The 22,528-nt window shown below is 36.0% G+C and carries 24 protein-coding genes and 2 tRNA genes; 12 read left to right on the top strand and 14 right to left on the bottom strand.

Annotation, left to right across the window (positions count from 1 at the left end):
• Nucleotide 1: 1 nt before the first annotated feature.
• The 8 genes from NZ900_09175 to NZ900_09140 all read right to left on the bottom strand — a co-directional run bounded on the left by NZ900_09175 (nucleotide 2) and on the right by NZ900_09140 (nucleotide 6,401).
• Nucleotides 2-78: transfer RNA gene (locus tag NZ900_09175), tRNA-Met, on the bottom strand.
• Between the two features lie 23 nt (nucleotides 79-101).
• Nucleotides 102-177: transfer RNA gene (locus NZ900_09170), tRNA-Met, on the bottom strand.
• A 109-nt stretch (nucleotides 178-286) separates the two neighbouring features.
• Nucleotides 287-1,666, bottom strand: coding sequence for an MATE family efflux transporter (locus NZ900_09165; GenBank protein ID MCS7234251.1), 1,380 nt, complete (start codon nucleotides 1,664-1,666; stop codon nucleotides 287-289).
• Complete coding sequence (locus tag NZ900_09160; protein MCS7234250.1) at nucleotides 1,663-2,526, bottom strand: VIT1/CCC1 transporter family protein; 864 nt, start codon at nucleotides 2,524-2,526, stop codon at nucleotides 1,663-1,665. The genes NZ900_09165 and NZ900_09160 overlap by 4 nt, the downstream gene beginning before the upstream one ends.
• 37 nt (nucleotides 2,527-2,563) lie before the next feature.
• Nucleotides 2,564-3,574 (bottom strand): zinc-binding alcohol dehydrogenase family protein, encoded by a 1,011-nt coding sequence (locus NZ900_09155; protein MCS7234249.1) that lies wholly within the window; start codon nucleotides 3,572-3,574, stop codon nucleotides 2,564-2,566.
• 2 nt (nucleotides 3,575-3,576) lie between these two features.
• On the bottom strand, nucleotides 3,577-4,860 hold the full coding sequence (locus tag NZ900_09150; protein ID MCS7234248.1) for a TRAP transporter large permease: 1,284 nt from the start codon (nucleotides 4,858-4,860) through the stop codon (nucleotides 3,577-3,579).
• Nucleotides 4,857-5,336, bottom strand: a complete 480-nt coding sequence (locus tag NZ900_09145) for a TRAP transporter small permease subunit (GenBank protein ID MCS7234247.1) — start codon at nucleotides 5,334-5,336, stop codon at nucleotides 4,857-4,859. The genes NZ900_09150 and NZ900_09145 overlap by 4 nt, the downstream gene beginning before the upstream one ends.
• An 84-nt stretch (nucleotides 5,337-5,420) precedes the next feature.
• A complete protein-coding gene (locus NZ900_09140; protein MCS7234246.1) occupies nucleotides 5,421-6,401 on the bottom strand; it encodes a TRAP transporter substrate-binding protein in 981 nt (326 codons plus the stop codon).
• A gap of 390 nt (nucleotides 6,402-6,791) precedes the next feature.
• On the opposite strand from NZ900_09140, the gene NZ900_09135 reads away from it, so the two are divergent.
• From NZ900_09135 to hisF, 8 genes are read left to right on the top strand one after another with little or no spacing between them, the layout of a single operon-like run.
• Nucleotides 6,792-7,964 carry an ATP phosphoribosyltransferase regulatory subunit gene (locus NZ900_09135; GenBank protein ID MCS7234245.1) on the top strand — a complete coding sequence of 391 codons (1,173 nt, stop codon included), beginning with the start codon at nucleotides 6,792-6,794 and terminating at the stop codon, nucleotides 7,962-7,964.
• Complete coding sequence (gene hisG, locus NZ900_09130) at nucleotides 7,906-8,568, top strand: ATP phosphoribosyltransferase (protein ID MCS7234244.1); 663 nt, start codon at nucleotides 7,906-7,908, stop codon at nucleotides 8,566-8,568. The genes NZ900_09135 and hisG overlap by 59 nt, the downstream gene beginning before the upstream one ends.
• Nucleotides 8,546-9,871, top strand: a complete 1,326-nt coding sequence (gene hisD, locus NZ900_09125; GenBank protein ID MCS7234243.1) for a histidinol dehydrogenase — start codon at nucleotides 8,546-8,548, stop codon at nucleotides 9,869-9,871. Before hisG ends, hisD begins: the two co-directional genes overlap by 23 nt.
• Nucleotides 9,856-10,857 carry a histidinol-phosphate transaminase gene (gene hisC / locus NZ900_09120; protein ID MCS7234242.1) on the top strand — a complete coding sequence of 334 codons (1,002 nt, stop codon included), beginning with the start codon at nucleotides 9,856-9,858 and terminating at the stop codon, nucleotides 10,855-10,857. Before hisD ends, hisC begins: the two co-directional genes overlap by 16 nt.
• Entirely contained in the window at nucleotides 10,812-11,381 is a 570-nt protein-coding gene (gene hisB / locus NZ900_09115) for an imidazoleglycerol-phosphate dehydratase HisB (protein MCS7234241.1), read from the top strand. The genes hisC and hisB overlap by 46 nt, the downstream gene beginning before the upstream one ends.
• A 1-nt stretch (nucleotide 11,382) precedes the next feature.
• On the top strand, nucleotides 11,383-11,994 hold the full coding sequence (hisH, locus tag NZ900_09110; protein ID MCS7234240.1) for an imidazole glycerol phosphate synthase subunit HisH: 612 nt from the start codon (nucleotides 11,383-11,385) through the stop codon (nucleotides 11,992-11,994).
• Nucleotides 11,988-12,686: a 1-(5-phosphoribosyl)-5-[(5-phosphoribosylamino)methylideneamino] imidazole-4-carboxamide isomerase gene (locus NZ900_09105; protein ID MCS7234239.1), complete on the top strand. Its 699-nt coding sequence runs from the start codon at nucleotides 11,988-11,990 to the stop codon at nucleotides 12,684-12,686. Before hisH ends, NZ900_09105 begins: the two co-directional genes overlap by 7 nt.
• On the top strand, nucleotides 12,676-13,440 hold the full coding sequence (hisF, locus tag NZ900_09100; GenBank protein ID MCS7234238.1) for an imidazole glycerol phosphate synthase subunit HisF: 765 nt from the start codon (nucleotides 12,676-12,678) through the stop codon (nucleotides 13,438-13,440). The genes NZ900_09105 and hisF overlap by 11 nt, the downstream gene beginning before the upstream one ends.
• Here the strand turns inward: hisF and NZ900_09095 are convergent.
• Nucleotides 13,408-14,328: an ROK family protein gene (locus NZ900_09095; protein MCS7234237.1), complete on the bottom strand. Its 921-nt coding sequence runs from the start codon at nucleotides 14,326-14,328 to the stop codon at nucleotides 13,408-13,410. The genes hisF and NZ900_09095 overlap by 33 nt on opposite strands.
• Nucleotides 14,329-14,401: 73 nt before the next feature.
• On the opposite strand from NZ900_09095, the gene hisIE reads away from it, so the two are divergent.
• From hisIE to NZ900_09080, 3 genes are read left to right on the top strand one after another with little or no spacing between them, the layout of a single operon-like run.
• Nucleotides 14,402-15,055: a bifunctional phosphoribosyl-AMP cyclohydrolase/phosphoribosyl-ATP diphosphatase HisIE gene (gene hisIE, locus NZ900_09090; GenBank protein ID MCS7234236.1), complete on the top strand. Its 654-nt coding sequence runs from the start codon at nucleotides 14,402-14,404 to the stop codon at nucleotides 15,053-15,055.
• Entirely contained in the window at nucleotides 15,024-15,365 is a 342-nt protein-coding gene (locus NZ900_09085) for a YerC/YecD family TrpR-related protein (GenBank protein MCS7234235.1), read from the top strand. The genes hisIE and NZ900_09085 overlap by 32 nt, the downstream gene beginning before the upstream one ends.
• Nucleotides 15,301-16,119 carry an HAD family hydrolase gene (locus NZ900_09080; GenBank protein ID MCS7234234.1) on the top strand — a complete coding sequence of 273 codons (819 nt, stop codon included), beginning with the start codon at nucleotides 15,301-15,303 and terminating at the stop codon, nucleotides 16,117-16,119. Before NZ900_09085 ends, NZ900_09080 begins: the two co-directional genes overlap by 65 nt.
• Here the strand turns inward: NZ900_09080 and NZ900_09075 are convergent.
• Complete coding sequence (locus tag NZ900_09075) at nucleotides 16,082-16,570, bottom strand: TlpA family protein disulfide reductase (GenBank protein ID MCS7234233.1); 489 nt, start codon at nucleotides 16,568-16,570, stop codon at nucleotides 16,082-16,084. The two genes, NZ900_09080 and NZ900_09075, sit on opposite strands and share 38 nt — an antisense overlap.
• A 45-nt stretch (nucleotides 16,571-16,615) precedes the next feature.
• Between NZ900_09075 and NZ900_09070 the strand changes: the two genes are divergently transcribed.
• Entirely contained in the window at nucleotides 16,616-17,278 is a 663-nt protein-coding gene (locus NZ900_09070) for a cytochrome c biogenesis protein CcdA (protein MCS7234232.1), read from the top strand.
• Here NZ900_09070 and NZ900_09065 read toward each other — a convergent pair.
• The 4 genes from NZ900_09065 to NZ900_09050 all read right to left on the bottom strand — a co-directional run.
• A complete protein-coding gene (locus NZ900_09065; protein MCS7234231.1) occupies nucleotides 17,275-17,562 on the bottom strand; it encodes a hypothetical protein in 288 nt (95 codons plus the stop codon). The two genes, NZ900_09070 and NZ900_09065, sit on opposite strands and share 4 nt — an antisense overlap.
• The gene (locus NZ900_09060) at nucleotides 17,495-20,653 is read right to left on the bottom strand and encodes an efflux RND transporter permease subunit (protein ID MCS7234230.1); all 3,159 of its coding nucleotides are present in this window, start codon (nucleotides 20,651-20,653) and stop codon (nucleotides 17,495-17,497) included. Before NZ900_09060 ends, NZ900_09065 begins: the two co-directional genes overlap by 68 nt.
• 3 nt (nucleotides 20,654-20,656) lie before the next feature.
• Nucleotides 20,657-21,742, bottom strand: a complete 1,086-nt coding sequence (locus NZ900_09055; protein MCS7234229.1) for an efflux RND transporter periplasmic adaptor subunit — start codon at nucleotides 21,740-21,742, stop codon at nucleotides 20,657-20,659.
• Nucleotides 21,739-22,528: TolC family protein (locus tag NZ900_09050; GenBank protein MCS7234228.1), on the bottom strand; the 790-nt coding region annotated here is incomplete at its 5' end. The genes NZ900_09055 and NZ900_09050, both read right to left, overlap by 4 nt.

The raw sequence follows: 22,528 nt of genomic DNA, 5'->3' as shown, positions 1-22,528 counted from the left end.
TTGGTGGCGGTGCAGGGGCTCGAACCCTGGACCTTACGGGTATGAGCCGTATGCTCTCGCCAGCTGAGCTACACCGCCACTTTCAATTAGAAATAACAGAATGGTTGCGGGGGCGGGATTCGAACCCGCGACCTTCGGGTTATGAGCCCGACGAGCTACCTGCTGCTCCACCCCGCGATTTCAGTTATATTATATTAAGGCTAAACCCAAAAGTCAAGCTTAAACATTGTTTTCATTTAAAAAATCATGAAAAAATTTGTCTCGCCAGCTAAATTTACTATTTAAATCAAGACTCTTTACCATAGCTTCTAACAGCTATTACACGCTTTCTCCATAAACCAAGTTTATAATACAGGAATTGCAAGATTAAGCCGGTTAAGGCCCCTAAGGGCATGGCCATCCATACACCTTCAACCCCCATGGAAGTTTTTAAAGAAAGATAAGCAGCTAAAGGTATTCTTACTCCCCACATGCTAATAATCGTCATAACCATTACTGCTAATGTATCACCTGCTCCTCTAAACACACCGCCTAAAACAAAAATAATTGCAAATAACACATATCCCAAAGCATCATATTTTAAAAAAGTAACCCCTTCTTCAATTACTTTTTGATCAGTCGTAAAGAGGGATATAAGCTCAGATGAAAATGTTAAAGCAACAACTGTGACGCAAAAACTTATTCCCCCACCCAAGATAGAACCCCATATAACTACTTCTCTAACTCTTTTTTCTTTACCTGCACCAATGTTTTGCCCCACAAGAGAAGCAACAGCTATTCCTACACTCATAGCAGGCAAAATAGCGAAAGAACCTACACGCACACCAGCACCAAAACCAGCAGTTACACTACTCCCAAACAAATTGACTAAAGCATTAAGAAATACATGCCCCAGAGATATTAACAAATTCTGGACTCCTACAGGAAGCCCTACCCTGAACAGCAATTTTATTTCACGAAAAGTTAAAACTTTCGAATCACCGCCAAGCCCTAAAACTTTTTCTTTAATAATACAGCTAACACACAAAAATGCCGAAAATGCCTGAGAAATAACTGTTGCAATCGCCGCTCCCTTAATTCCCATAGGAGGTATTGGACCCAAACCAAATATAAACACAGGATCCAAGACTATATTAAGAAGCGTCGAATACCCAAGGATTTTAACTGGAGTCCTAGAATCACCAAGTCCCATAAGCACTGCACTTGCTATGTTATATAAAAAAGAGGGAATAAACCCTAAAAGACATATACTAAAGTAAACATCTGCAAGAGAAAATACATCCCAAGGAACATTTACAATGTTGAGCAGGGATCTTTTAAAAATCATTCCTAAAATCGTTATTAAAACTCCTATAGCTACTGACAAAAAGAGGGAACTAAAGATAGTTTTATTAAGATCTTCATCCTTTTTTGCTCCAAAATACTGAGAAACAAGCGTTGTAGTAGCTGAGCTTATCCCCATCATTAAAGAAACAAGCGCAAATATCAAAGGAAAACTTACAGAAACAGCAGCCAATGCTCGGGGGCCCAGAAATTTACCAACCCAAAAGCTATCCACAGCGTTATAAAAAACTTGAAGGAAATTCCCCCATATTAAAGGAAAGGAAAAAAGAATAAGGTGACTTACAATCTTACCTTCTGTAAAATCATTTATCTCAATCTTCATATCTCTATACCCAAAAATTTTCTAGCAAGCGCTCCTATAACAAAGGAAACACCAGCCACAGAAAAACTCAATAATGCCATTTCAAAAAAATTCCTTTTAAAAGCCTCTTCTTTAACTACCGAAACAAAAAAACAAAAAAGGGCTATTATAAGAAGAGCGTTAAGCAAAGATAACCCTAAAGCTAAAAATACTTTCTCAAAAATAAAAAAGGGTATAACAAGGAAGAAAACAGCAATTATATAAGCAAAACCAGTATAAACAGCTGCACTAATTGGGCTCTTCCCTTCCTCTAACTCACTTTTTTGGGAAAGATATTCAGATACAGACATCGACAAAGACGCAGCTATACCTGTTATCATCCCTGCTGCTCCAACAAGCTCAGAATTCTGAAAGGCAAAAGTTAAACCCGCAACGGCTCCTGTAAGCTCTACAATAGCATCACTCACACCCAAAATCATAGAACTAACATATTTAAGTCTTTTCTCATCAATCATATTTGTGAGCTCTTTTTCATGTTTTTCCTCATCGTGAAAAATCTTATTTATCTCTGGAATATAAGAAAGAATTTTTCTATAACCTTCTCTTGCTCTTTCTTCCCCTTTTTCCATAAGCTTTATAACAAAAGTTAATCCAAAAACTTTCCAAAGTAAGAAAAACTTTAACAACTTATACTTTTGTGGAAAAACATCTCTCCCTGTATACTTCTTCAACCTTTCATAATGATCCCTTTCATCCAAAGCCATATTCTCTAAGATCTTTTTATTTTCATCCTTTAAGCTCTTCGCTATCCTTTCATAAAGCAAACTTTGAGTTATCTCATCTTTCTGAAACTCAATAAGAAGCTTACCTACCTCATTCATGATCAGGTTACCCCCCAAAGACATTATAACTAAAAATTTAGAAGTTAAGAACCACTTTACAAACTTTCTCAGGATAATTCTCAATAAGGTTAAAAGCTTCTAAGACCTCCTTGAAAGAGAAAACATGAGTTATTAGCCTTTTAGGCCTTAACCTCCCACTATTAAATAATTCTATTACTTTAGAAAATTTATACGCTTGAAGTCTTGAACCCAAAATAGTAAGCCCTTTTAAGGTTATAGAAACTTGAGAAATCATAGAAGGTCTATTATCGAATCCCAAAACTATGACCCTTCCAGCAGGAGAAGCTATCTTAACCGCTTTTTCAAAAGTTTCCGGCAAACCAACAGCATCTATAACTACATTAGCCCCCTTAGAAAAATATTTTAGAACCTCTTCTATTTCATAATGCTTGGAATCTATCACAAAATCGGCTCCTATATCTTCAGCCAACTTTAAACGCGTTTTGATCAAATCGCATATACCACAATTAACATCAAATAGCTTAAGATATTGCAATAAACATAATCCTATAGGGCCAGCGCCAATTATAAAGACATTGTCCCCTTTTCTAATCATACCTCTACCCTTAACCTCAGCAGCAATAGTAAAAGGCTCTATAAGAACAGCCTCATTCCAATCAAGCTCCCTTGAAAAAACATAAACATTTCGTTCTGGAAGAACTATATACTCCTGAAAACCACCATCCCTGTGAACACCAAAAACTTCCAGTCTCTCACACACGTTAGGCCTCCTCATACGGCAAGCATAACATTCCCCACAATAAAATATAGGTTCTACAACTACACTATCACCTTCTTTAACTTTAGTAACGGATTTACCCTTTTCTACAACTTCCCCCACTACCTCATGTCCTATAACCCGTGGATAAGTAGCAACCGGAGATCTTCCATGGTATATGTGTAAATCAGAACCACAAATACCAGCAGATTTCACTTTAATTAAGACTTCGTCCTCTCTTTCAATTCTAGGGATATACCTATCCTCTATAGTAAGGGATCCTGGTCTTAAGACTACAATACTTTTCATCTTTATCTTACCCCATAAACCAAATTCGGTAATATTAAACTAAGGGAAGGGAAATAGCTAACCAACATTAAAACACCTATAAGAACCAGAAGAAAGGGTGCTATCGCTCTCACAAGCTCACCAAGTGAAATTCTTGCAATACTTGCAGCTACAAATAAGCAAACACCAAAAGGAGGAGTACATAGACCAATAACCAGATTTAAAACTACCATAACCGAAAAATGAATAGGATCCATGCCAACTTTCATGGCCACCGGCATCAATACAGGAACGAATATGACAAGAGCAGCTATAGTTTCCATAAAACATCCTACGAAAAGCAAAACCGCATTTATCAATAGAATAACAACTAAAGGATTAGTTGAAATATTTAATATCCAATCAGCAACCATCTGTGGAATACGCTCTGTGGTTATAATCCAGGCAAATAAACGCGCAAACCCAACAAGAAGCATTATAGAGGTAGTCATTCTTATAGATTCTACAGTAATCTTTGGTAAATCCTTAAACCTAAGTTCTTTATAAACCAGAGCCCCAACTATAACCGCATAAACTACAGCTATAACCGAGGCTTCAGTAGGAGTGAAAACTCCACCTAAAATTCCCCCCAGTATAATAATTATCATCCCTACAGCCCATGAAGCCTCATAGAAAGCTTTTACAACTCTCTTGAGAGAAAAGTTTTCTTCCTTAGGATAGTTTTTCTTAATAGATATGTAATAAGTAATACCCATCAAAGAAAAACCTAATATAATTCCAGGAATAGCACCAGCTAAAAAAAGCCTACTAACGGAAAGACCGGTAAGCGTCCCCACGATAATCATAGGAACACTAGGAGGAATTATAGGACCAACAGTAGAAGAAGATGCTGTCACTGCTGCTGAGAAATCTGCATCATACCCCTCTTTCTTCATAGCAGGAATCAAAATAGCTCCTATACTCGCAGTATCAGCAAGGGCTGTTCCAGAAATCCCTGCAAATATCATAGAAGCAGCTACATTAGCTAAAGCTAAACCTCCTCTTATAAACCCAACAAGAGCATTAGATAAATTTATAATTCGCTGAGTAATGCCCACGGTATTCATTAAGTTCCCTGCTAAAACAAAAGCTGGAATACATAAGAGAACAAACGAATCTATTCCTGAATACATTTTTTGAGGAATTATATTAAGAGGAATCCCCTTTATAACTATATAGATTAGCGAGGATATGCCAAGAGAAAATGCTACAGGAACCCCTATTATCAAAAGAGAAACGAAAGATAGAAATAAAAGCAATGCCATCATTGTAAACTTCCTCCCTTCAACACTGCTTTAAAAAACTTCAAAGAACTATAGAAAGTTATAAACAATGAAGTTAAAACCATACTTGAATAAGCAAATATCATAGGAATACCCATAGTTGGAGAATATTGAGCGATTCCAAGTTTTGCAAACTGTAAGCTATATAAGAAAACTATCAAGAAAAGAAAAGCTGTAGTAGCATCAAATATCAAAGAAAGTTTTTTTTGCACCCCACTAGATAACCTCCTAAACAAAAAATCAACCACGGCAAATTCATTTCTCTTAAAGGCACAGGGAGCCCCAAAAGCAACAGTATAAACAAAAAAGAACCTTGAAGCCTCCTCCGCCCATGAAAGTACAATAAAGGGTAGCAAAAATCTTGTAACTACACTTAAAGTTACTATTATTATGAGAACCCCAAAAGATACAAACATCCCATATTCTAACACTTTTTCTAATAAATCTACATCCTTTCTCATAAACCATCACCCATAACAATTAGAGGTCTCGGCACACCCTACCGAGACCTCTAAATTATTTCTAAAGGTATAGCTACCAAGCTATTACTGAAGTGCTTGTATTCTTTTATAAAGATCAGCTTGTTCAGGCTTTAAAACCCTCTCGACTGCTTGAGACATAATCTTCTGGAATGCCGCTTTATCTACATTAGAATTAATGGTCATACCTTTTTCTATAAGCTTTTGTTTAATAGGAGGTATCTCCTTATAGAACAGATCGTTAGCATAAACCTGAGCCTCTTGAGCAGCTTCAAGTACCGCCTTCTGTAACTCTTTAGAAAGAGACTCAAATTGCTTCTTTCCGAGAACAGTCCAGACCCAACCTATAACATGCTCAGTTTCGTTAACGTATTTCTGGACTTCATAGAAACTCGCATTATATATAAGATCATAAGGATTCTCTTGGGCATCTATAACTCCCTGCTGAAGAGCTGTGAAAACCTCGCTAAACGCCATAACTACTGGAATAGCCCCCACAGCTTTCCAAGCTTCAACAAAAAGTGGAACATTAGGCAAACGCAATCTCAACCCCTTTACATCTTCAGGTTTACTCACAGGTTTGTTAGAAGTAAGATTTCTAGGAGACCTTATATGATATATAAGAGGTATAACCTTAACCTTTTCTCCGATCTCGTTAGCAATTTCCTTTCCTATATCTCCTGTGATAGCCTTAATCATATGATCTATGCTCCTAAAAGCATAGGGAGCAGCAATCAATGCAGCTTTTGGAGCCCAATTCTGCATGGACTCACCAGAAATTGTAAGTTCCGCAGTCCCAGCTTGAATCATATTTAAAACTTCTATTTCCTTACCAAGTTGTTCATTAGGATAAATAGTTATTTCGATTTCTCCTCCAGTCTTGGCTTTAACAAGCTCAGCAAACTTCAATGCTGTACGGTGCCAAATATGCTGCTCGTTTGTCAAGTGCCCGAGCTTCCAAGTAATCTTTGCCTCAACAGGAAACGAAGCAAGGACAAATACTAAGATAATACCCGCGCTCACCAAACTTAGCCAAGCTCTCCGCATTTCCCTCCCTCCTCCACTTAAAAACTTGGAAACACCTACTAGTGAATTATAAACAAAGACATGAAACAACCTCAAGCTTAATTATTAAAAAATTTAAGCTCATAAAGATAATGTTTTTTATCCTATTTATTCCTTCCTTTTAAAATCTGTTTTTCTCTATTCAAAACATTATTTCTCTATTTGAAAATATACGGTGTATGATTTTCAAGAAAAACTGCTTTCAAAGAAAAACCTAGTCTAGCATATAAGAAACCCAAACTCTTTACCACTTATGAAAGCTTTATATACATTCAACGAGGAGTTATTGACTTCTTGACAGCAAAAGCAAAGTATGCTAAATTATAAATGCTAGTTATAATACTTTATTAAAGTAAATCGATAGAGAAACAAATGGATCTAATAAAACCGAGAGGCTGTAAGGATTATTTACCAAACGAAACAAAAACATTAAGAGAAATAGAAGCAACTCTATCATCCCTTTTTGAGCTTTGGGGATATATGGAAGTTATTCCCCCAAGTTTTGAATATTACGAGTTTTTGACTGAAGGGCTTGGGAAAGATTATAAGAAAAAGGTCTACAAAATAATAGATAGAGATGGCGAAATACTTGCTCTGAGGCCAGAACTAACCAAACCTGTGGGTAGGATTGCTATGACCCATTTAGCCGGAGAACCTCGTCCTCTAAAACTTTACTATAGAGGAATGATCTTTCTGAGAGAAGACCCTATTGAGTTCCCTCAGATAGGTGTAGAAATATTTGGGGATCCATCAATATGTGCTGACATCGAGGTTTTAAGCTTAGCAATAGAATCTATGAAAGTAATAGGTATAGAAAACCCAATAGTAGACTTAAACCATATAAAGCTAATTCAAGGGATTTTGGATTCTGTTCCGGTTAGTGAAGATTACAAAGAACTTATTAAGGAAACGCTTGCTTCCAAAAACTTTGTACTTTATCGAGAAATAATCACTTTCATGGAAATACCGGAAGGGCAAAAGAATTTTCTTTTTAAGCTTCCACTTATAAGATGTAAAAAAAGAACCCTAAAAGATGTAAAGATCCCATTCAATTCGTCACTAATAGAAGAAGCCCTTAATGAAATTTGGAAAATTTTAGATAACATAGAGTTTGAAGATATTACCATAGATCTAGGAATGATAAGAGCTCTGAACTATTATAATGGAATAATCTTCGAATTAAGCAACCCCAAGGAAGGAAAAATATTTGGTGGAGGAGGAAGGTATGATAAGCTCTTTAATATCCCTGCTACCGGTTTTGCCTTTTCCTTTAAAAACCTTCCTTCCTATAGAAAAGAAATGGATATTGATTTAATAATAAAGGTAACTGATACAGATAGAGACTTAAAGAAAGCGCTAAAATTAGTCAAAAAGGCAAGAGAAAAGGGATTTAAGACACTACTTCTTCCTCCACAGGCTAATGAAGATAGATTCGTAAAGATAAAAAATCCAAAGCTTCTTTTAAAAATGGAGGGACAAGAAATAGATGAAGAGGAACTTATCAATAGCCTTACCAACGGGAAGACTATTAAAAGAAATAGTTGATTTACTTAACAAAAAAGGAATCATAGAAGATTCGTACGAAGATCTATCTAAAAGTAGAAAACTTGTAATCGAAAGAAACGGCCTTAAGCTTATTTTAGCCAAGCCATTTGACATTCCTCTTTACGTCTCCAAAAGAGCAGCAGATTTAGGAATAGCCGGCAATGATGTTATATGGGAAAGAAATGAAGAAGTTTATGAAATAGCTGATCTAGGTATTGGAAAATGCGAACTTGTGATTGCATCACCAAGGACAAAAGGATTTTCCTTCGAAAAAGAAATATTGTGGGGTAAAAAACTAGGAACAAAATATCCTAAAATAGCTGAAGATTTTCTAAACTACCAAGGAATCCAAATGGACATAATAAAACTCTATGGATCGGTTGAAATAGCCCCCCTTATAAACCTGGTAGATGTTATTTTAGACCTTAAAGAAACAGGAAGAACCCTTAAAGAAAATGATCTTATAATCATAAAAAGTGTAGCTCAGGTAAGTGCAAGGCTCATTGTTAATCCTGTTTGCTATAAAAATAGAACGGAGGAAATCCTTGAAATAGCCTCTATATTGGAAAGAGGTGATAATAATGAAAATAATAAGAGGATCTGAAGAGGCAAAAAGCATCTTAGAAAAAATGCTAGCAGAAAGATCACATACACGAGAAGACATAGAAACAAAAGTTAAGGAAGCAATTCAAAGGCTTAAAGCGTTAGGAGACAAAGCAATAATAGAAGATGTAAAAAGATTCCAAGGGGTTGAGCTAAAAGAAAGCGAAATCAAAGTAAGTGTGAGAGAAATTATTGAATCTGAAAAATTACTGTCCCAAGAAACCAAAAACGCTATTAGAAAATCAATCGAAAGGATATGGAAATTTCATGAAAAACAGAAACCACAATCTTGGTTAATGGAAGAAGACAACGGAAACATAATGGGACAAAAGATGGTACCAATAGAAAGTATAGGAATTTATGTGCCTGGAGGAAGAGCCTCATACCCCTCTTCCCTTATAATGGCAGCTGTACCAGCAAAAATAGCAGGAGCAGAAAGAATAATAGTTTGTACACCACCCTCTTACAGTGGCGAGGTTAATCCAGCTATACTATTCTCTGCTAAGGAGTTAGGTATAAATGAAATCTATAAGGTTGGGGGAGCAATAGCTATAGCATCGATGGCCTTTGGAACAGAAACAATACCTAAAGTAAACAAAGTAGTTGGTCCAGGTAATATCTATGTCACTATGGCTAAAAAACTCTTACTAGGAGAAATTGGAATAGATTCCCTTGCTGGACCAAGCGAGATTTGCATACTAGCTGATGAAAATGCAAATCCATCATGGGTAGCCGCAGACTTGATATCTCAGGCAGAACATGATCCTTTGTCCTCAGCCATTCTTATAACAACATCAAACACTCTTGCTGAAAGAGTCCATTCCATCGTATATCACCTTGCACAGGACCTTCCTAGCAATGAAGTAATAAGAGAATCTCTTGAAAACTACGGAGCGATCATCATAGTAAATAACATTGAAGAGGGAGCAGAACTTGTAAACCTTATAGCACCAGAACATTTAGAAATACAAACAAGAGAACCATTCTTAGTTCTACCCAAGATTAAGAATGCAGGTACTGTATTTCTAGGCTCTTACTCTTCTGAAGTTATAGGCGATTATATAGGAGGTCCCAATCATATTTTACCCACCTCAGGAACAGCAAAGTTTTTCTCCGCTTTAAGTGTTAAAGACTTTATGAAAACCATAAATTTTCTATCCATATCGGAAAACGGCTTTAAGGAGCTTTCCGAAGCAACCACAATTTTAGCTGAAACAGAAGGATTGTACGGACATGCTCTTTCGATAAAGATTAGAAAAGAAAGCATGTTTAAAAAGGAGAAACCAAAATGGACAGGCCACTAAGGGCTAACCTGAACGAAAACCCTTTTAATCCGCTTGAGGAGTTCAAAGAAGATTTCTTAGAAACTTTTAAAAATATAGAAATAAACAGGTATCCTGACCCAGATCAAAGGGACCTAAGGAAGTCATTAGCTAAGAAACTAAACGTTGAACCGGAAAATATTATAGTAGGCAACGGCTCAGATGAACTTATACTCTATATATTGATTGCCTTTTACAGAAAGAACTTTCCCTTAGTTATACCCTATCCCACATTTACAATGTATGAGAAAATAGCAGATACTTTAGGAATAAGTATTATAAAGATTCCATTAGATGAAAACTGGAATCTTCCATTAAATTATATGGAAACGGCTGTAAAAGACGGAGCTATAACCTTTTTAGGATATCCTAATAATCCTACTGCAAATTGCTGGCCTCCCGAAGAAATAGAAAGTATTATTAACAAAAATCCTGGAATTACAATAATAGACGAGGCCTATTATGAGTTTTCCGGCAAAACTTTCCTCAGATTAGCAATAGAAAGAGAAAATGTTATCATAATCAGAACCTTCTCTAAAGCCTTTGGTTTAGCAGGAGCAAGAATAGGATACGCAATATCTACCAAGAAAAACATAAATTTTATAAACGAAGTTCGCCTGCCATTTAACCTAAGCCTTTTCTCAGAAAAAACAGCACTTTTGATGCTAGAAAAAGACGATTGGGTTAAAGAAAAAGTAAAGGAGATCCTTAATAACAGGGCCTGGCTAATAGAAAAATTAAAAAGTCTCTCTTTTCTTAAAGTTTACCCATCAGAAACAAATTTCATCTTATGTAAGGTTCTAGATGAAAGTTTAGATGTAATAAGTTTTTTAAGAGAAAGAAATGTAGAAATAAGGAAACCTGATATAAACGGTAACTATATAAGAATAAGCATAGGTAAAAGAGAGGAGGTAGAAAAAATCTGGTTATTACTGAGAGAGTTACAAGAGAAACTAAAATTCAGGTAAAGTTAGAGATAAGGGGACAAGGGAAAGCATTAATAGATACACCTATAGGATTTCTAAACCATATGATTGAAACTTTTGCTTTACATGGCAACTTTAATTTAGAAGTAAAAGCTCAAGGAGATATTAATGTAGATAACCACCACATAGTTGAAGATATAGGCATAGTTTTAGGAAAAGCATTTAAAGAGAGCTTGGGAAAAAGAGAAAACATAAAACGTTTTGGCTTCTTTCTAATGCCAATGGATGATGCTCTAGTAGAAGTGGCTTTAGATTTAGCAGAAAGGTGCTTTTTTGTTTTTGACGTGAATTTGAATGAAAAACAAGTGGGAAACTTAGATGTTTCAGTTATAGAGGAGTTTTGGCGAGCTTTTACCCACAACGCTTTTATAACCCTCCATATAATAAAAAGAAAAGGTAGAAATGCGCACCACGTAATTGAAGCCATCTTTAAAGGAGTAGGACAGGCTCTAAAAATGGCTTTAAAAGAAGAATCTGGTATTCCCTCAACTAAGGGAGTGATGTAATTTGATAGGGATAATAGATTATGGAGCTGGTAACTTAAAGAGTCTTGTAAATGCTATTAGAATCTTAGAAAAGCCTTTCAGAGTTTTAATAGAGCCAGAATTAAGGGAAATATCATTATTGATACTTCCAGGAGTAGGAGCATTTGGTAGCGCTATGAGAAATCTTATAAAATTTAGCTGGATAGAGAAAATCGAAAGTTGGATAAAAAAGGGAAACCCTCTTCTTGGAATTTGCTTAGGAATGCAACTTCTATTTGAAAGAAGCGAAGAAGAAGGCTTTCACGAAGGACTTAAACTTCTAAGAGGGAGTATAAAGAAACTCCCTGAAAAAGATCTTCCAATACCTCATATGGGATGGAACGTAGTTAACTTAAAAGGAAAGAGTTTTTTAGAACATTTCCAATTTCCTCAATACTTTTACTTTGCTCATTCCTACTATGCTGTTCCAGAAGAAGAGAAAATAATTATAGGAGAAACCCATTATGGTATAAACTTCCCTTCCATAATTGGTGAGGAAAACCTCTTAGGCTTTCAGTTTCATCCAGAAAAATCGGGAGAAATAGGATTAAAGCTTCTTAATTTTTCACTAGAGGGGCTAAAAAGATCATGTTAATAATACCAGCAATAGACTTAAAAGATGGAATGTGTGTAAGATTATACCAAGGTTTGTTTGAAAGAGAACTATTTAGAAAAGATCCTATACAAATGGCTTTGAAATTTAAAGAAGCAGGGGCGAAAAGACTTCATATAGTAGATTTAGATGGTGCTAAAGAAGGGAGACCTCTAAATTTGCACATAGCTTTGGCTATTAAGGAAAAGACAGGTTTAGAAATAGAAATAGGAGGAGGCATAAGAAACATTAATACACTTAGGGAAATTTTATCATTGGGTATGGACTTCGCTATAATAAGCACCTTGTTCTTTGAATGTAAGGAGAGTTTAAAAATTGAAAAAAGTAGAATAATAATAGCCATAGATATTGACGAAGAGGGTTTTCTAAAAGTCCAAGGATGGCAAAAAAGAACAAACATAAAAGGATACGAATTCCTAGAATACGCCTTAAGCGATGGTTTTGAAAATTTTATTATAACTTTTACGCATAGAGATGGGACTCTGAAAGGTTTAGATACCCCTTCTTTGGAAAACTTTACTAAGAACAAAAATTCAAAGATAATATTCGCTGGTGGGATATCCTCCATAGAAGATATAGAAACAGCTAAAAGGGTAGGAGCTCACGGAGTTATTATAGGAAGAGCCTTTTATGAAGGAACGATACCTCTAGAGGTGATAAAAAATGTTAGCTAAAAGAATAATACCCTGTTTAGATGTAAAGGAAGGGAGGGTAGTTAAAGGAATAAACTTCATCAACCTTAGAGATGCGGGTGACCCTGTAGAACTAGCTAAAGTTTACAACTCGGAAGGAGCAGACGAACTTGTTTTTCTTGATATAACAGCTTCTCTAGAAAATCGAGATACAATGTTAAGAGTTATTGAAAGGGTTTCAGAAGTGCTTTTCATTCCACTAACTGTTGGAGGAGGAATTAGAGACATAAATGATATAAGAAATGCACTTTTAGCTGGAGCAGATAAGGTATCTATAAACACAGCAGCAGTCTTAAACCCAGAAATAATAAGAGAATCATCCACTCTCTTTGGCAGGCAATGTATAGTCGTAGCAATAGATGCTAAAAAGACAAATAAAACTAAGAGTTCATGGGAAGTTTTTATAAAGAGCGGGACACAAGCAACAGGAATAGATGCTATTGAATGGGCAAAAACCGTTGAAAACTTAGGAGCTGGAGAAATATTGCTCACAAGCATGGATAAAGACGGAACCGAAGATGGATATGATGTAGAATTAACAAAAGCTATAGTTGAAAATGTTAATATACCAGTTATAGCCTCTGGAGGAGCTGGTAAAATAGAGGACTTCTTCGAAGTTTTCTTAAAAGCCAAGGCAAGTGCCGCTTTAGCAGCTACATTATTTCATTATGGAAAGATACGAATAGGAGAACTAAAATTTTACCTAAAGGAAAAAGGAATTGCTATTCGCCTTTAAAGCCATAAGAGCTATACCGATCATGCCAGCTTCATCAGATAGTGAAGAAAAAACTATACTAAATGTATCCCTAAAACTAGGCATAACACGTTCATTAACTTTCTTGGTTAAATCTCTTAAAATCTCTCTATAATCTCTTGATAGTCCTCCTCCAAGAATTATAAGCTGAGGATTGAATATATGAACATAGCTTATAATGGCTTTAATTAAATAATTAATAAATTTGCTAATAATTCTTTTAGCTATAGGTTCTCCTTCCCTATAAAGTCTGAGCAAACTAAGGGAGTCCCAATATTCTTCCTCAAAGCCCTCCTCCTTAAGAAGCTTAAATATGCCACTCAAGGAAGAGTAAGTCTCCAAACATCCTATATTTCCGCAACCACAAACCGGTCCCTCATCCCCCACAACTATATGTCCAAGCTCCCCTCCTATTCCCATATATCCTTTAATAAGCTTACCACCAGAGAAAATAGCCCCTCCTACACCTGTTCCAAGCGTTAAAAGAATAAAATCATTTACATTTTTAGCACATCCAATTTCATATTCTCCAAAAGCATAAGCGTTAGCATCGTTGTCTAATATAATAGAAAACCCTATTTCCTTTTCTATAAGTTGTTTCAGAGGAATGTCCCGCCAACTGGGGAAATTAGGTGAAAACAATACAAAACCATCTTTTGAAACAGAACCTGGTGAAGCTACACCTATAGAGCTTACTTCATATTTAGCTATAAGATTATTAATAATAGACTTAACAACTCCAATCACATCCTTAACCATTCTACTATCCGGTGTTTTAATTTTTAAAAAATCAACAACTTCTCCTCCTTCAGTAATAACACCACCTTTTATAAAAGTTCCGCCAATATCTATACCTATGGATAGCTTCATAGCCTTTCACCCCCTATAACTTGAAATAGAATAAATAGATGATAAAATGTATTAAGAAAGGAGGGAATATTTAATGAATCTCAAGTTTGACGAAAATGGATTAATACCAGTAATCACCCAAGATTATAAAACAAAAGAAGTTTTAATGTTAGCTTATATGAATAAAGATGCCTTTGAAAAAACCTTAGAAACGGGCTATGTTCACTATTGGAGTAGATCCAGAAAGAGTATATGGAAAAAAGGAGAAAGCTCTGGAAATCTTCAGAAAGTAATAAGTATAAAGTATGATTGCGATGAAGATGCTTTACTTATAGAAGTAGAGCAAAAGGGAGTTGCCTGCCATACAGGCAACTATTCCTGTTTCTATAGAAGTATCTGCCAACCTGAAAAACTTTTCTCATCAACTATACTTGATGAGCTGTACAAAATAATAGAAAATAGAATTAAAGACTTACCAGAGGGATCCTATACAGCCTCCTTAGTTAAAGAAGGAGAAGATGCCATCATTCGGAAAATTGGAGAAGAATCTGTAGAAGTAATTTTAGCCTTTAAAAATAAAAACAAAAAAGAGCTTATTGCAGAAAGTGCAGATTTATTGTATCATTTACTTGTAGCTTTAGCTTTCAAGGAGGTGAAATTAGATGAGGTCTGGGAGGAACTCGAGAAGAGAAGGAAGAGGACGCAAGAAAAAGATCCTGAAGGGAAACTGGGAAAAGTGGCGGAGTGAATCTACCGATCAGCTTTGTAAAGCATTCCTCTGCCTTAAAACAATAGAAGAATGCTATGCTTTCTTAGAGGATATAGCCACTATAGCCGAAATAAAAGCTTTAGCTCAAAGATTTGAGGTTGCAAAACTTCTTGCTGAAGGGTATACTTATGCAAAGGTTGCTGAAAAAACAGGCGCAAGCTCTGCAACCATAAGCAGAGTTAAAAGAGCGCTTGAATACGGAGCAGGAGGGTATACACTCGTAATTGACAGACTTAAGAAAACTGGGGAAACAAAAGAGGAAATATCTACCGGAAGCTCTGATATTTGACATAGATGGGACCTTACTTGACGTTAGTTGCTCTTTCCACGCAACAGCTATAAAAGCCTCCGACATATGGTGGGAGGCCTATGAAAAGGCCCTCCCGCCTTTTAAAGGCAACCTTGAGTTAATAGAAAAGCTCAAATCGCTTCCTGGCTTTAATGATGATTGGGAAGTATCTATTGCTATTATTTTACTACAAAAGTATATGCTAGGTAAAAGCAAAGATCCAAGAGAGGTTTTAGATTCTTTATCTCCGAACGGACTTAAAGACTTAGAAAAAAAGACAGGGATTTTCATCGAAGAAAACAGAAAAGAGCTGATAAAAAGAATCTGCATGGAAATATATGGTGGAGAAAAATGCGAAAACTTTTACGGTTTTAAGCCCTTTTTCTGGGAAAAAGAAGGTTTCTGGAAGAGAGAAAAACCGATTTTTGATATATCTGAAGTTAAGAGAAAATTCCTTATAGGAATATATACTGGTAGAACATGGAAAGAAGCTCAAAATGCACTGTTTCAGCTTGATCTTAAGTTACCTAAAAGCCATATAATAACTTCTGAAGAATACAAGAAACCTGATCCTCGCGGACTATTCAAACTAGTTCAAGAACTAAAAGTTAACTACGCTATATATATAGGGGACTCCGAAGATGATAGACTTACAGCATTAAGCTATAGAAAGCAGTTCAAGTTCCCACTTATCGAATTCATACATGCAAAGGATTTCACTTACCTAAGATTTTTCGGACTACGGAAAGTATGAATTCTTCAGAAAAAGCTCCGCGAAGCTCTGTTACTTTATTCCCGTCACAATCAAAAAATATAGTATGCGGAATTCCAACAATATCAAACTCTTTAAAAGCTATTCCCTTTTCATCTAAGAGGAATAAAATTTTATTTATACCTTTTTCGTGAATCCACCTCTTAGCTTCATCTATATCCTTACCCCGAGCGTACAAAATTGAAATCACCCTTATATCGTTAGGAAAGATAGCTTGTATCTTATCTAATATTGGTAACACCATTTTACAATAAGGACAACCTATAGTCCAAAAGTTTAAAAGAAGCACCTTTCCTTTAAGATCAAATAAAGAAAAGCTCTCTTCAGGATTAAAAAGGGAGGGTAATTTTATTCCTTCGAGAGCAAAAGTATTATTCAATCCAAAAGTAAAAACCAACACTAAAGCTGTCAAAACCAAAATACTCGTTTTCATTTTTTTCACCTCCACTATACTTAAACGCTAAAGGAGTGATAAAATTTGGAAAGTGTAAGTTTTTCTTTAGCTTTTATAGCAGGGTTAATAACTTTCTTCACACCCTGTATTTTTCCGTTAATCCCCTCATATATAGCTTTTATAGCAGGATTAAGTTTAAATGATATTGGGAACAAAAAGAAAATACCCCTTATTGCAATAGAGATCTTTTCCTTTTTAATCGGTCTTTCCCTGATATTTATAATATTAGGATACAGTGCCGGAGGTCTTGGAAAACTAGTTATAAAACATAAAGAGTTTATAAGACTTGTAGGAGGAGGTTTAGCAATAATTTTAGGCATCCAGTTCATATTAGACAAATATATAATATCTTTAGGATTTAAAAGCAATTTTAAAACCAAAAGAAAAAATCTACCTTTAATAGGCTCTTTCCTTTTGGGATTTTCTTTCGGATTAGGATGGTCTCCCTGCATAGGACCAACACTTACAACTATTCTACTTTATGCTACATCAACCGAAAACCCTTTTCTTGGAGCGAGTCTTCTTTTGACCTATGGTATGGGATTCTGCATTCCCCTGCTCATAACAGGGATAACTATACATAAGGCTTTTGACATCTTTGGCAAAATAACCCAATACTTAAAACCAATCAGAATAATTTCAGGAATAGTGCTTATACTGATGGGTATAAGCATGATAACACACTAATCATCTACGAAATAGTATCCACAGTTAAAGTCTACATCTGCAAGATCTCTTTCATCTATAGGAAAATAAATACATTGCTTGGGACGCTTAAGATTGTAAATATCACACTTATTATCTAATGTAAGATGAGGACATCTTATAGCAAATTTACAACATCTACCACATTGAAGGCATTTACCTCTTTTCCTTTCTAGCCATTTTCGAACATAAGATATCCTAAAGTGAACGAGGTAGAATCTCCTCAGTTTCCCCCATAGCTCTTTCCAAAATCTCCGCCTCTCCACTTTCGACAAACCTCTTCTTTCTTCTAAGATACTGTTCAACAATAGTATAAACCACCGGTATCAATATCAATGTAACCAGAGTAGAAAAACTTAATCCAGCTATTATAACTGCCGCCAAGGGTTTCCATATTTCCGCCCCCTCTCCTCTCGAAACGAGCATTGGAATCATACCTCCTACAGTGGTCAAAGTTGTCATAAGCACAGGTCTAAGTCTTCTAACACCGGTTTCTAAGACAGCCTCAAATAATCGATATCCTCTTGCTCTCATAAGATTAGTATAATCTACAAGTACTATTGCATTATTAACTACTATACCTACAAGCATTATTATCCCTAAAAAAGCGTGGGTACTTAAAGGTTGTTTAAACATATAAAGTCCCAAAGCTACACCAGTAAAAGCAAAAGGAACGGAAAACATTATAACTAAAGGGTCAAGAAACGCTTCAAACTGAGATGCCATAACCATGTATACAAGCATGATACCAAGAGCCAGCACTTTTAGCAAATCTGCATAGGTTTCTTTCATCTGTTTTATCTCACCTCTAAAGAATATATTCACACCTGTAGGAAGTTCCTCTTTAGATAGCTTCTCTTTAATCTCTCTTTCAACTTCGCTTATAGCTTTGTCAATAACACTCGCATCAATAGTAAAAACCCTCATTCTCTCCTTCCTTGTTATTTCCATGGGACCCAATCTTCTTTCTACCTTCGCAATGCTTCCAAGTTTTATTAAATTACCAGTAGATGTCAATATAGGTAATTGAGATAGTAACTCTAGGTTATTCCTTTGGTCCTCTCTAAGCCGAAGAACTATATCGTACTCCTCTCCACCTTCACTATAACTTGTTGGAGATGTCCCTTCAAAGTAAGTCCTTATAGTATCTCCAAGCAGACTCATGTTTACACCTAATAAAGAGGCCTTTTCCCTATCAACCTCTATCCAAAGCTCCGGACGAGGCTCTCCTTGAGATATTGAGACATCAACCACACCTTTTACAGTCTCGACTATTTGTTTAACCTGATTAGCTACGTTTCTTAAAACATCTAAATCATCCCCAGCAATATCAATCTGAAGAGAACTACCACCTCGAACCCCAGAAAGCATAGAAGTTAAAAAAGTAGAAGTTCTAACACTTATACTTTCTATACCAGGTAAACTCCTTAAATATCCTCTTATTACTCTTGCTATCTCTCTATCACTCCTATTCCTCTTGGTCTTAGATACAAGCTTCACTCCCACTTCAACTACATTTGATCCAGCTCTAGAACCAAAAAGCACCCCCTGACCTCCAGATCCACAGCGACTATAATAGCTTACTTTCTCAGGAATTCTTTCTTCTATAAACTTAACTACTTTCATCATATAATCCTCTGCAGCTTTTATACTTGTCCCTTCAGGTAAATAAAAAGTCACGCGTACTTCTCCCATATCGGCACTTGAAACAAACTCTAACCCAATATGTTTAAATAAAAACCCTGTGAACACCAAACCTAAAACAGCCATTGCCACAACAAACCATCTCACCCTTAATGCTAGACTTAATAAAACTTTATAAAACCTCTCAAGAGCAACCAAAGCTCTCTCACCAAATTTGTAAAAGATTCCTTTCTTAATCTCCGATTTTAATCTCCTTGCCGCTACAGAAGGTATAAGCGTAAGAGCTATAAATAATGATGCCCCAACTGCAGCCGACATGACGAAAGCAAGCTGTTTAAACATAACTCCAGAAAATCCGGTTATAAACATCAAAGGAACAAAAACAGCAAGAGTAGTTAAAGTAGAAGCTAAAACAGCAGCTCCCACCTCTGCAGTCCCAACAGTTGCAGCTACAAAAGGTTTCACTCCTCGTTCCATATAACGTGTAATATTTTCGAGAACAACTATAGAGTTATCTACTACCATACCAGAAGCTATAGCAAGAGAGGAAAGGGAAATAAGATTTATAGTATACTTACCCCCAAACATAAGAATAAAGGTTATTATAAGAGAAAAAGGTATAGAAAGACCTATAGTAAGAGTTGCTCCAAACCTTCTTAGGAAAAGAAGGGTTATTAACATAACTAATCCCAAACCTTGGAGCAAGGTAATGACAAGACTTTTAATCGCAAGAACTATAAACTCTGATGAATCTATAGCTATGTAAACATCTGCATCTTTAGGAAGAAGAGTCTTAATATAAGGCAGTTTACTCTTAACTCCATTAGCAACTTCCACAGTATTTGCATCGGTTTGCTTCCTAACTACGAGAATAACAGATCTCTTTCCATTTCCAAAAGATTTGACATTTTCATCAGCAAAACCATCCTCAACTTTCGCAATATCTTTAAGATAAATGGGTCTTCCACCATACGCACCAACCACAGTATTGGCAATTTCATCAATGCTATTGTATTTTCCAGGAATTCTTAAATTAAACTCCCTAACCCCAACTTCAATTGTTCCAGCGGGTATAGTAACATTACTCATCCTTAAAGCATTTTTAACTTGAGAAAGCGATATATTATAAGCTTCAAGTTTCACAAGATCTAAAATAACGTTTATTTGACGCTCTAAACCACCCATAACTGATGTAGTCCCAACACCGGGTACTCTTTCCACCGCATCCCTAACATATTTATCAACTATACGATAGAGCTGATAATAATTTTCACTCGCAGTGAAAACTAAAATCAAGACGGGAGACATAGTCGTAGAGAACTTCAAAATTCTTGGATCATCGGCATCCTCTGGTAAAAATCTCTTCACTCTTTCGATTTGATCTCTTATATCATTAGTTGCATCCGATAAATCTCTACCCCATTTAAAAATACACGTTACTATTGATATCCCATCCAGCGAGCGTGATTGCAGCTCATCCAATCCTGAAATAGTAGACAGATAATCCTCCATTACCTTAGTAATCTCAGATTCTACATCCGCTGCGCTTGCTCCAGACCATGTAGTCATCACATTTATTACCGGCTGCTCTATTTCTGGCAAAAGATCTATTCTAAGATGAATAAGAGAAAATATTCCTAAAACCAAAACGCCAAAAAAGATCATTAAAACAGTAACAGGCCTATTGACTGAAAACCTCACAAGTTTAAGCATTCTTCACTCCACCACCTTTACTCTCATACCATTCTTAAGCCATGCAGTAGGTTGAAAAACTACTTTTTCTCTCTCTTTCAACCCAGAAATGACTTCTACATACCTATCCTGTGCTTCTCCCAAGACTATCCTTCTTTCGAAGACCGCACCATCGGAATAAACAAAAACCTGATTTAAAGAAGTCACACACTCTAAGGGAACCGCTAACACCCTCCTACTTCCAGCAACGAGTTTAGCTCTTAAAAACATTCCAACTTTCAGAAGGTACTCTGAATTATCAATCCACGCTTCTACTGAAAAAGTTCTCGTAGATGAGTCTATAACAGGAGATATCACTTTCAATCTCCCTTTAAAAACCTTACCAGGATAAACATCACTATAAACTTCTATCTCATCTCCAATTCTTATATAAGATAAGGCCTCCTGTGGCAAAACTCCTTGAACTTTTACAGGATTATCCTGGATTATCCTTAGAATTGGGGTTGAGCCTATTATCATCGTACCCTCATCCATAAACTTCTTTATAATAACCCCATCAGTAGGAGAAACTATCTTATGATAACTGAGAAGAAGCTCCGCTTCAGATAATGAAGCCTTAGCATACTTAAGCTTTTCTTGAGCTAATTTTAGGCTAGCGAGAGCCTGCTCATATTGAGCTTTAGCGTTATCAAAGGCTTGCTTAGACACTATTTTCTTCTCATAGAGCTCTTTGAGCCTAAGATAGTTATCCTTAGCATTATCTGCAACTACACGCGCTTGCTCCACAGAAGCTTCAGCTTGTTTAACACCTGCTAAAGCTCCTTGGTAAGTCACTTTTGCATATTCATCATCTAGTAAAGCTAAAACCTGACCATCCTTAACTCTATCTCCTACATCTACATAAAGCTTTTTAAGTATCCTGTTTTGAACTCGAGAGTATATATCAACTACTTTTAACGCAACAGCGTCAGCTGTAAAGTTAAAAACCCTTTTAAACTCCATATTTTTAACCTCAACAATTTTAACAGTGGGTAGCTCTTGAGTATAACCAATTAAAGTAAAATACAGTAGGAAAACCAATAAACACATAATTCTAAGCAGCTTATTCAAAATCTATCCCTCCCTATCGCTAGAATCAATTTAGCAACAGCTACATTGGCATCATAAAGAGCTTGAATATAATTATTTTTCATTTGCTTCCAAGAAGTTTGAGCATCAAGAACGTTTAAAGTTGTTCCAACACCAGCCTTATACTCTTCCTCAGCCATTTTAAAATCTTCAAAAGCCTTATCAACATACGCCTCAGCCACCTTTATCCTCTTCTCTGCCTCTTTAACAGAAAGATAGGCAGATTCAACCTGAAGAGCTATAGACTTTTTAATATTTTCGAAAGCAGCCAGAAATTTACTTATATTAGCCCTAATCTCATTAACCTTACCTTTCGTTTCTCCACCATCGAAAAGATTAACACTAAGAATAAGAGCCACACTCCAACTATCACTTTTAGGTGGAAAAGTATCACCGCTCCACTGGTAATTACCTGAGAAATAAACTTGAGGGCTATAATTAGCCAAAGCTATTTTTTCATTAGCTCTTAAAGCTTCTATAGCATGTGACATACTTAAAAGTTCAGGCCTTTTTGAAAAAGCCTCCTCAATATAGCTTTTAAGTTCTCCTCTCAAAGATGAAAAAACTAATTCTTCTTTAATCTCTATCTCCTCATCTCTATCAAGACCAATTGCAAACTTCAAATTAAGCTCTGCGGTTCTTAGAATGTTTTCTGCCCTTATGATATCAAGTTCAGCATTGGCTAAAGCCGTTTCTGCTCTTAAGAGCTCGCTTTTTGTAGTCATACCCACATTAAAACGTGCTTTAACTTCTTCCAGATGAGCTTCT

Source organism: Synergistota bacterium (assembly GCA_025060595.1).
Taxonomy (GTDB): Bacteria; Synergistota; GBS-1; order GBS-1; family GBS-1; genus 42-11.
The sequence above is the reverse complement of the archived record's forward strand: the minus strand, read 5'-3'. Positions and strand labels throughout refer to the sequence as shown.

Excerpts from the sequence above, each read along its gene's own strand:
- NZ900_09165 (MCS7234251.1), bottom strand. The coding sequence starts at position 1,666 with ATGAAGATTGAGATAAATGATTTTACAGAAGGTAAGATTGTAAGTCAC.
- NZ900_09160 (MCS7234250.1), bottom strand. The coding sequence starts at position 2,526 with ATGAATGAGGTAGGTAAGCTTCTTATTGAGTTTCAGAAAGATGAGATA.
- NZ900_09155 (MCS7234249.1), bottom strand. The coding sequence starts at position 3,574 with ATGAAAAGTATTGTAGTCTTAAGACCAGGATCCCTTACTATAGAGGAT.
- NZ900_09150 (MCS7234248.1), bottom strand. The coding sequence starts at position 4,860 with ATGATGGCATTGCTTTTATTTCTATCTTTCGTTTCTCTTTTGATAATA.
- NZ900_09145 (MCS7234247.1), bottom strand. The coding sequence starts at position 5,336 with ATGAGAAAGGATGTAGATTTATTAGAAAAAGTGTTAGAATATGGGATG.
- NZ900_09140 (MCS7234246.1), bottom strand. The coding sequence starts at position 6,401 with ATGCGGAGAGCTTGGCTAAGTTTGGTGAGCGCGGGTATTATCTTAGTA.
- NZ900_09135 (MCS7234245.1), top strand. The coding sequence starts at position 6,792 with ATGGATCTAATAAAACCGAGAGGCTGTAAGGATTATTTACCAAACGAA.
- hisG (MCS7234244.1), top strand. The coding sequence starts at position 7,906 with ATGAAGAGGAACTTATCAATAGCCTTACCAACGGGAAGACTATTAAAA.
- hisD (MCS7234243.1), top strand. The coding sequence starts at position 8,546 with ATGAAAATAATAAGAGGATCTGAAGAGGCAAAAAGCATCTTAGAAAAA.
- hisC (MCS7234242.1), top strand. The coding sequence starts at position 9,856 with ATGGACAGGCCACTAAGGGCTAACCTGAACGAAAACCCTTTTAATCCG.
- NZ900_09105 (MCS7234239.1), top strand. The coding sequence starts at position 11,988 with ATGTTAATAATACCAGCAATAGACTTAAAAGATGGAATGTGTGTAAGA.
- hisF (MCS7234238.1), top strand. The coding sequence starts at position 12,676 with ATGTTAGCTAAAAGAATAATACCCTGTTTAGATGTAAAGGAAGGGAGG.
- NZ900_09095 (MCS7234237.1), bottom strand. The coding sequence starts at position 14,328 with ATGAAGCTATCCATAGGTATAGATATTGGCGGAACTTTTATAAAAGGT.
- hisIE (MCS7234236.1), top strand. The coding sequence starts at position 14,402 with ATGAATCTCAAGTTTGACGAAAATGGATTAATACCAGTAATCACCCAA.
- NZ900_09075 (MCS7234233.1), bottom strand. The coding sequence starts at position 16,570 with ATGAAAACGAGTATTTTGGTTTTGACAGCTTTAGTGTTGGTTTTTACT.
- NZ900_09060 (MCS7234230.1), bottom strand. The coding sequence starts at position 20,653 with ATGCTTAAACTTGTGAGGTTTTCAGTCAATAGGCCTGTTACTGTTTTA.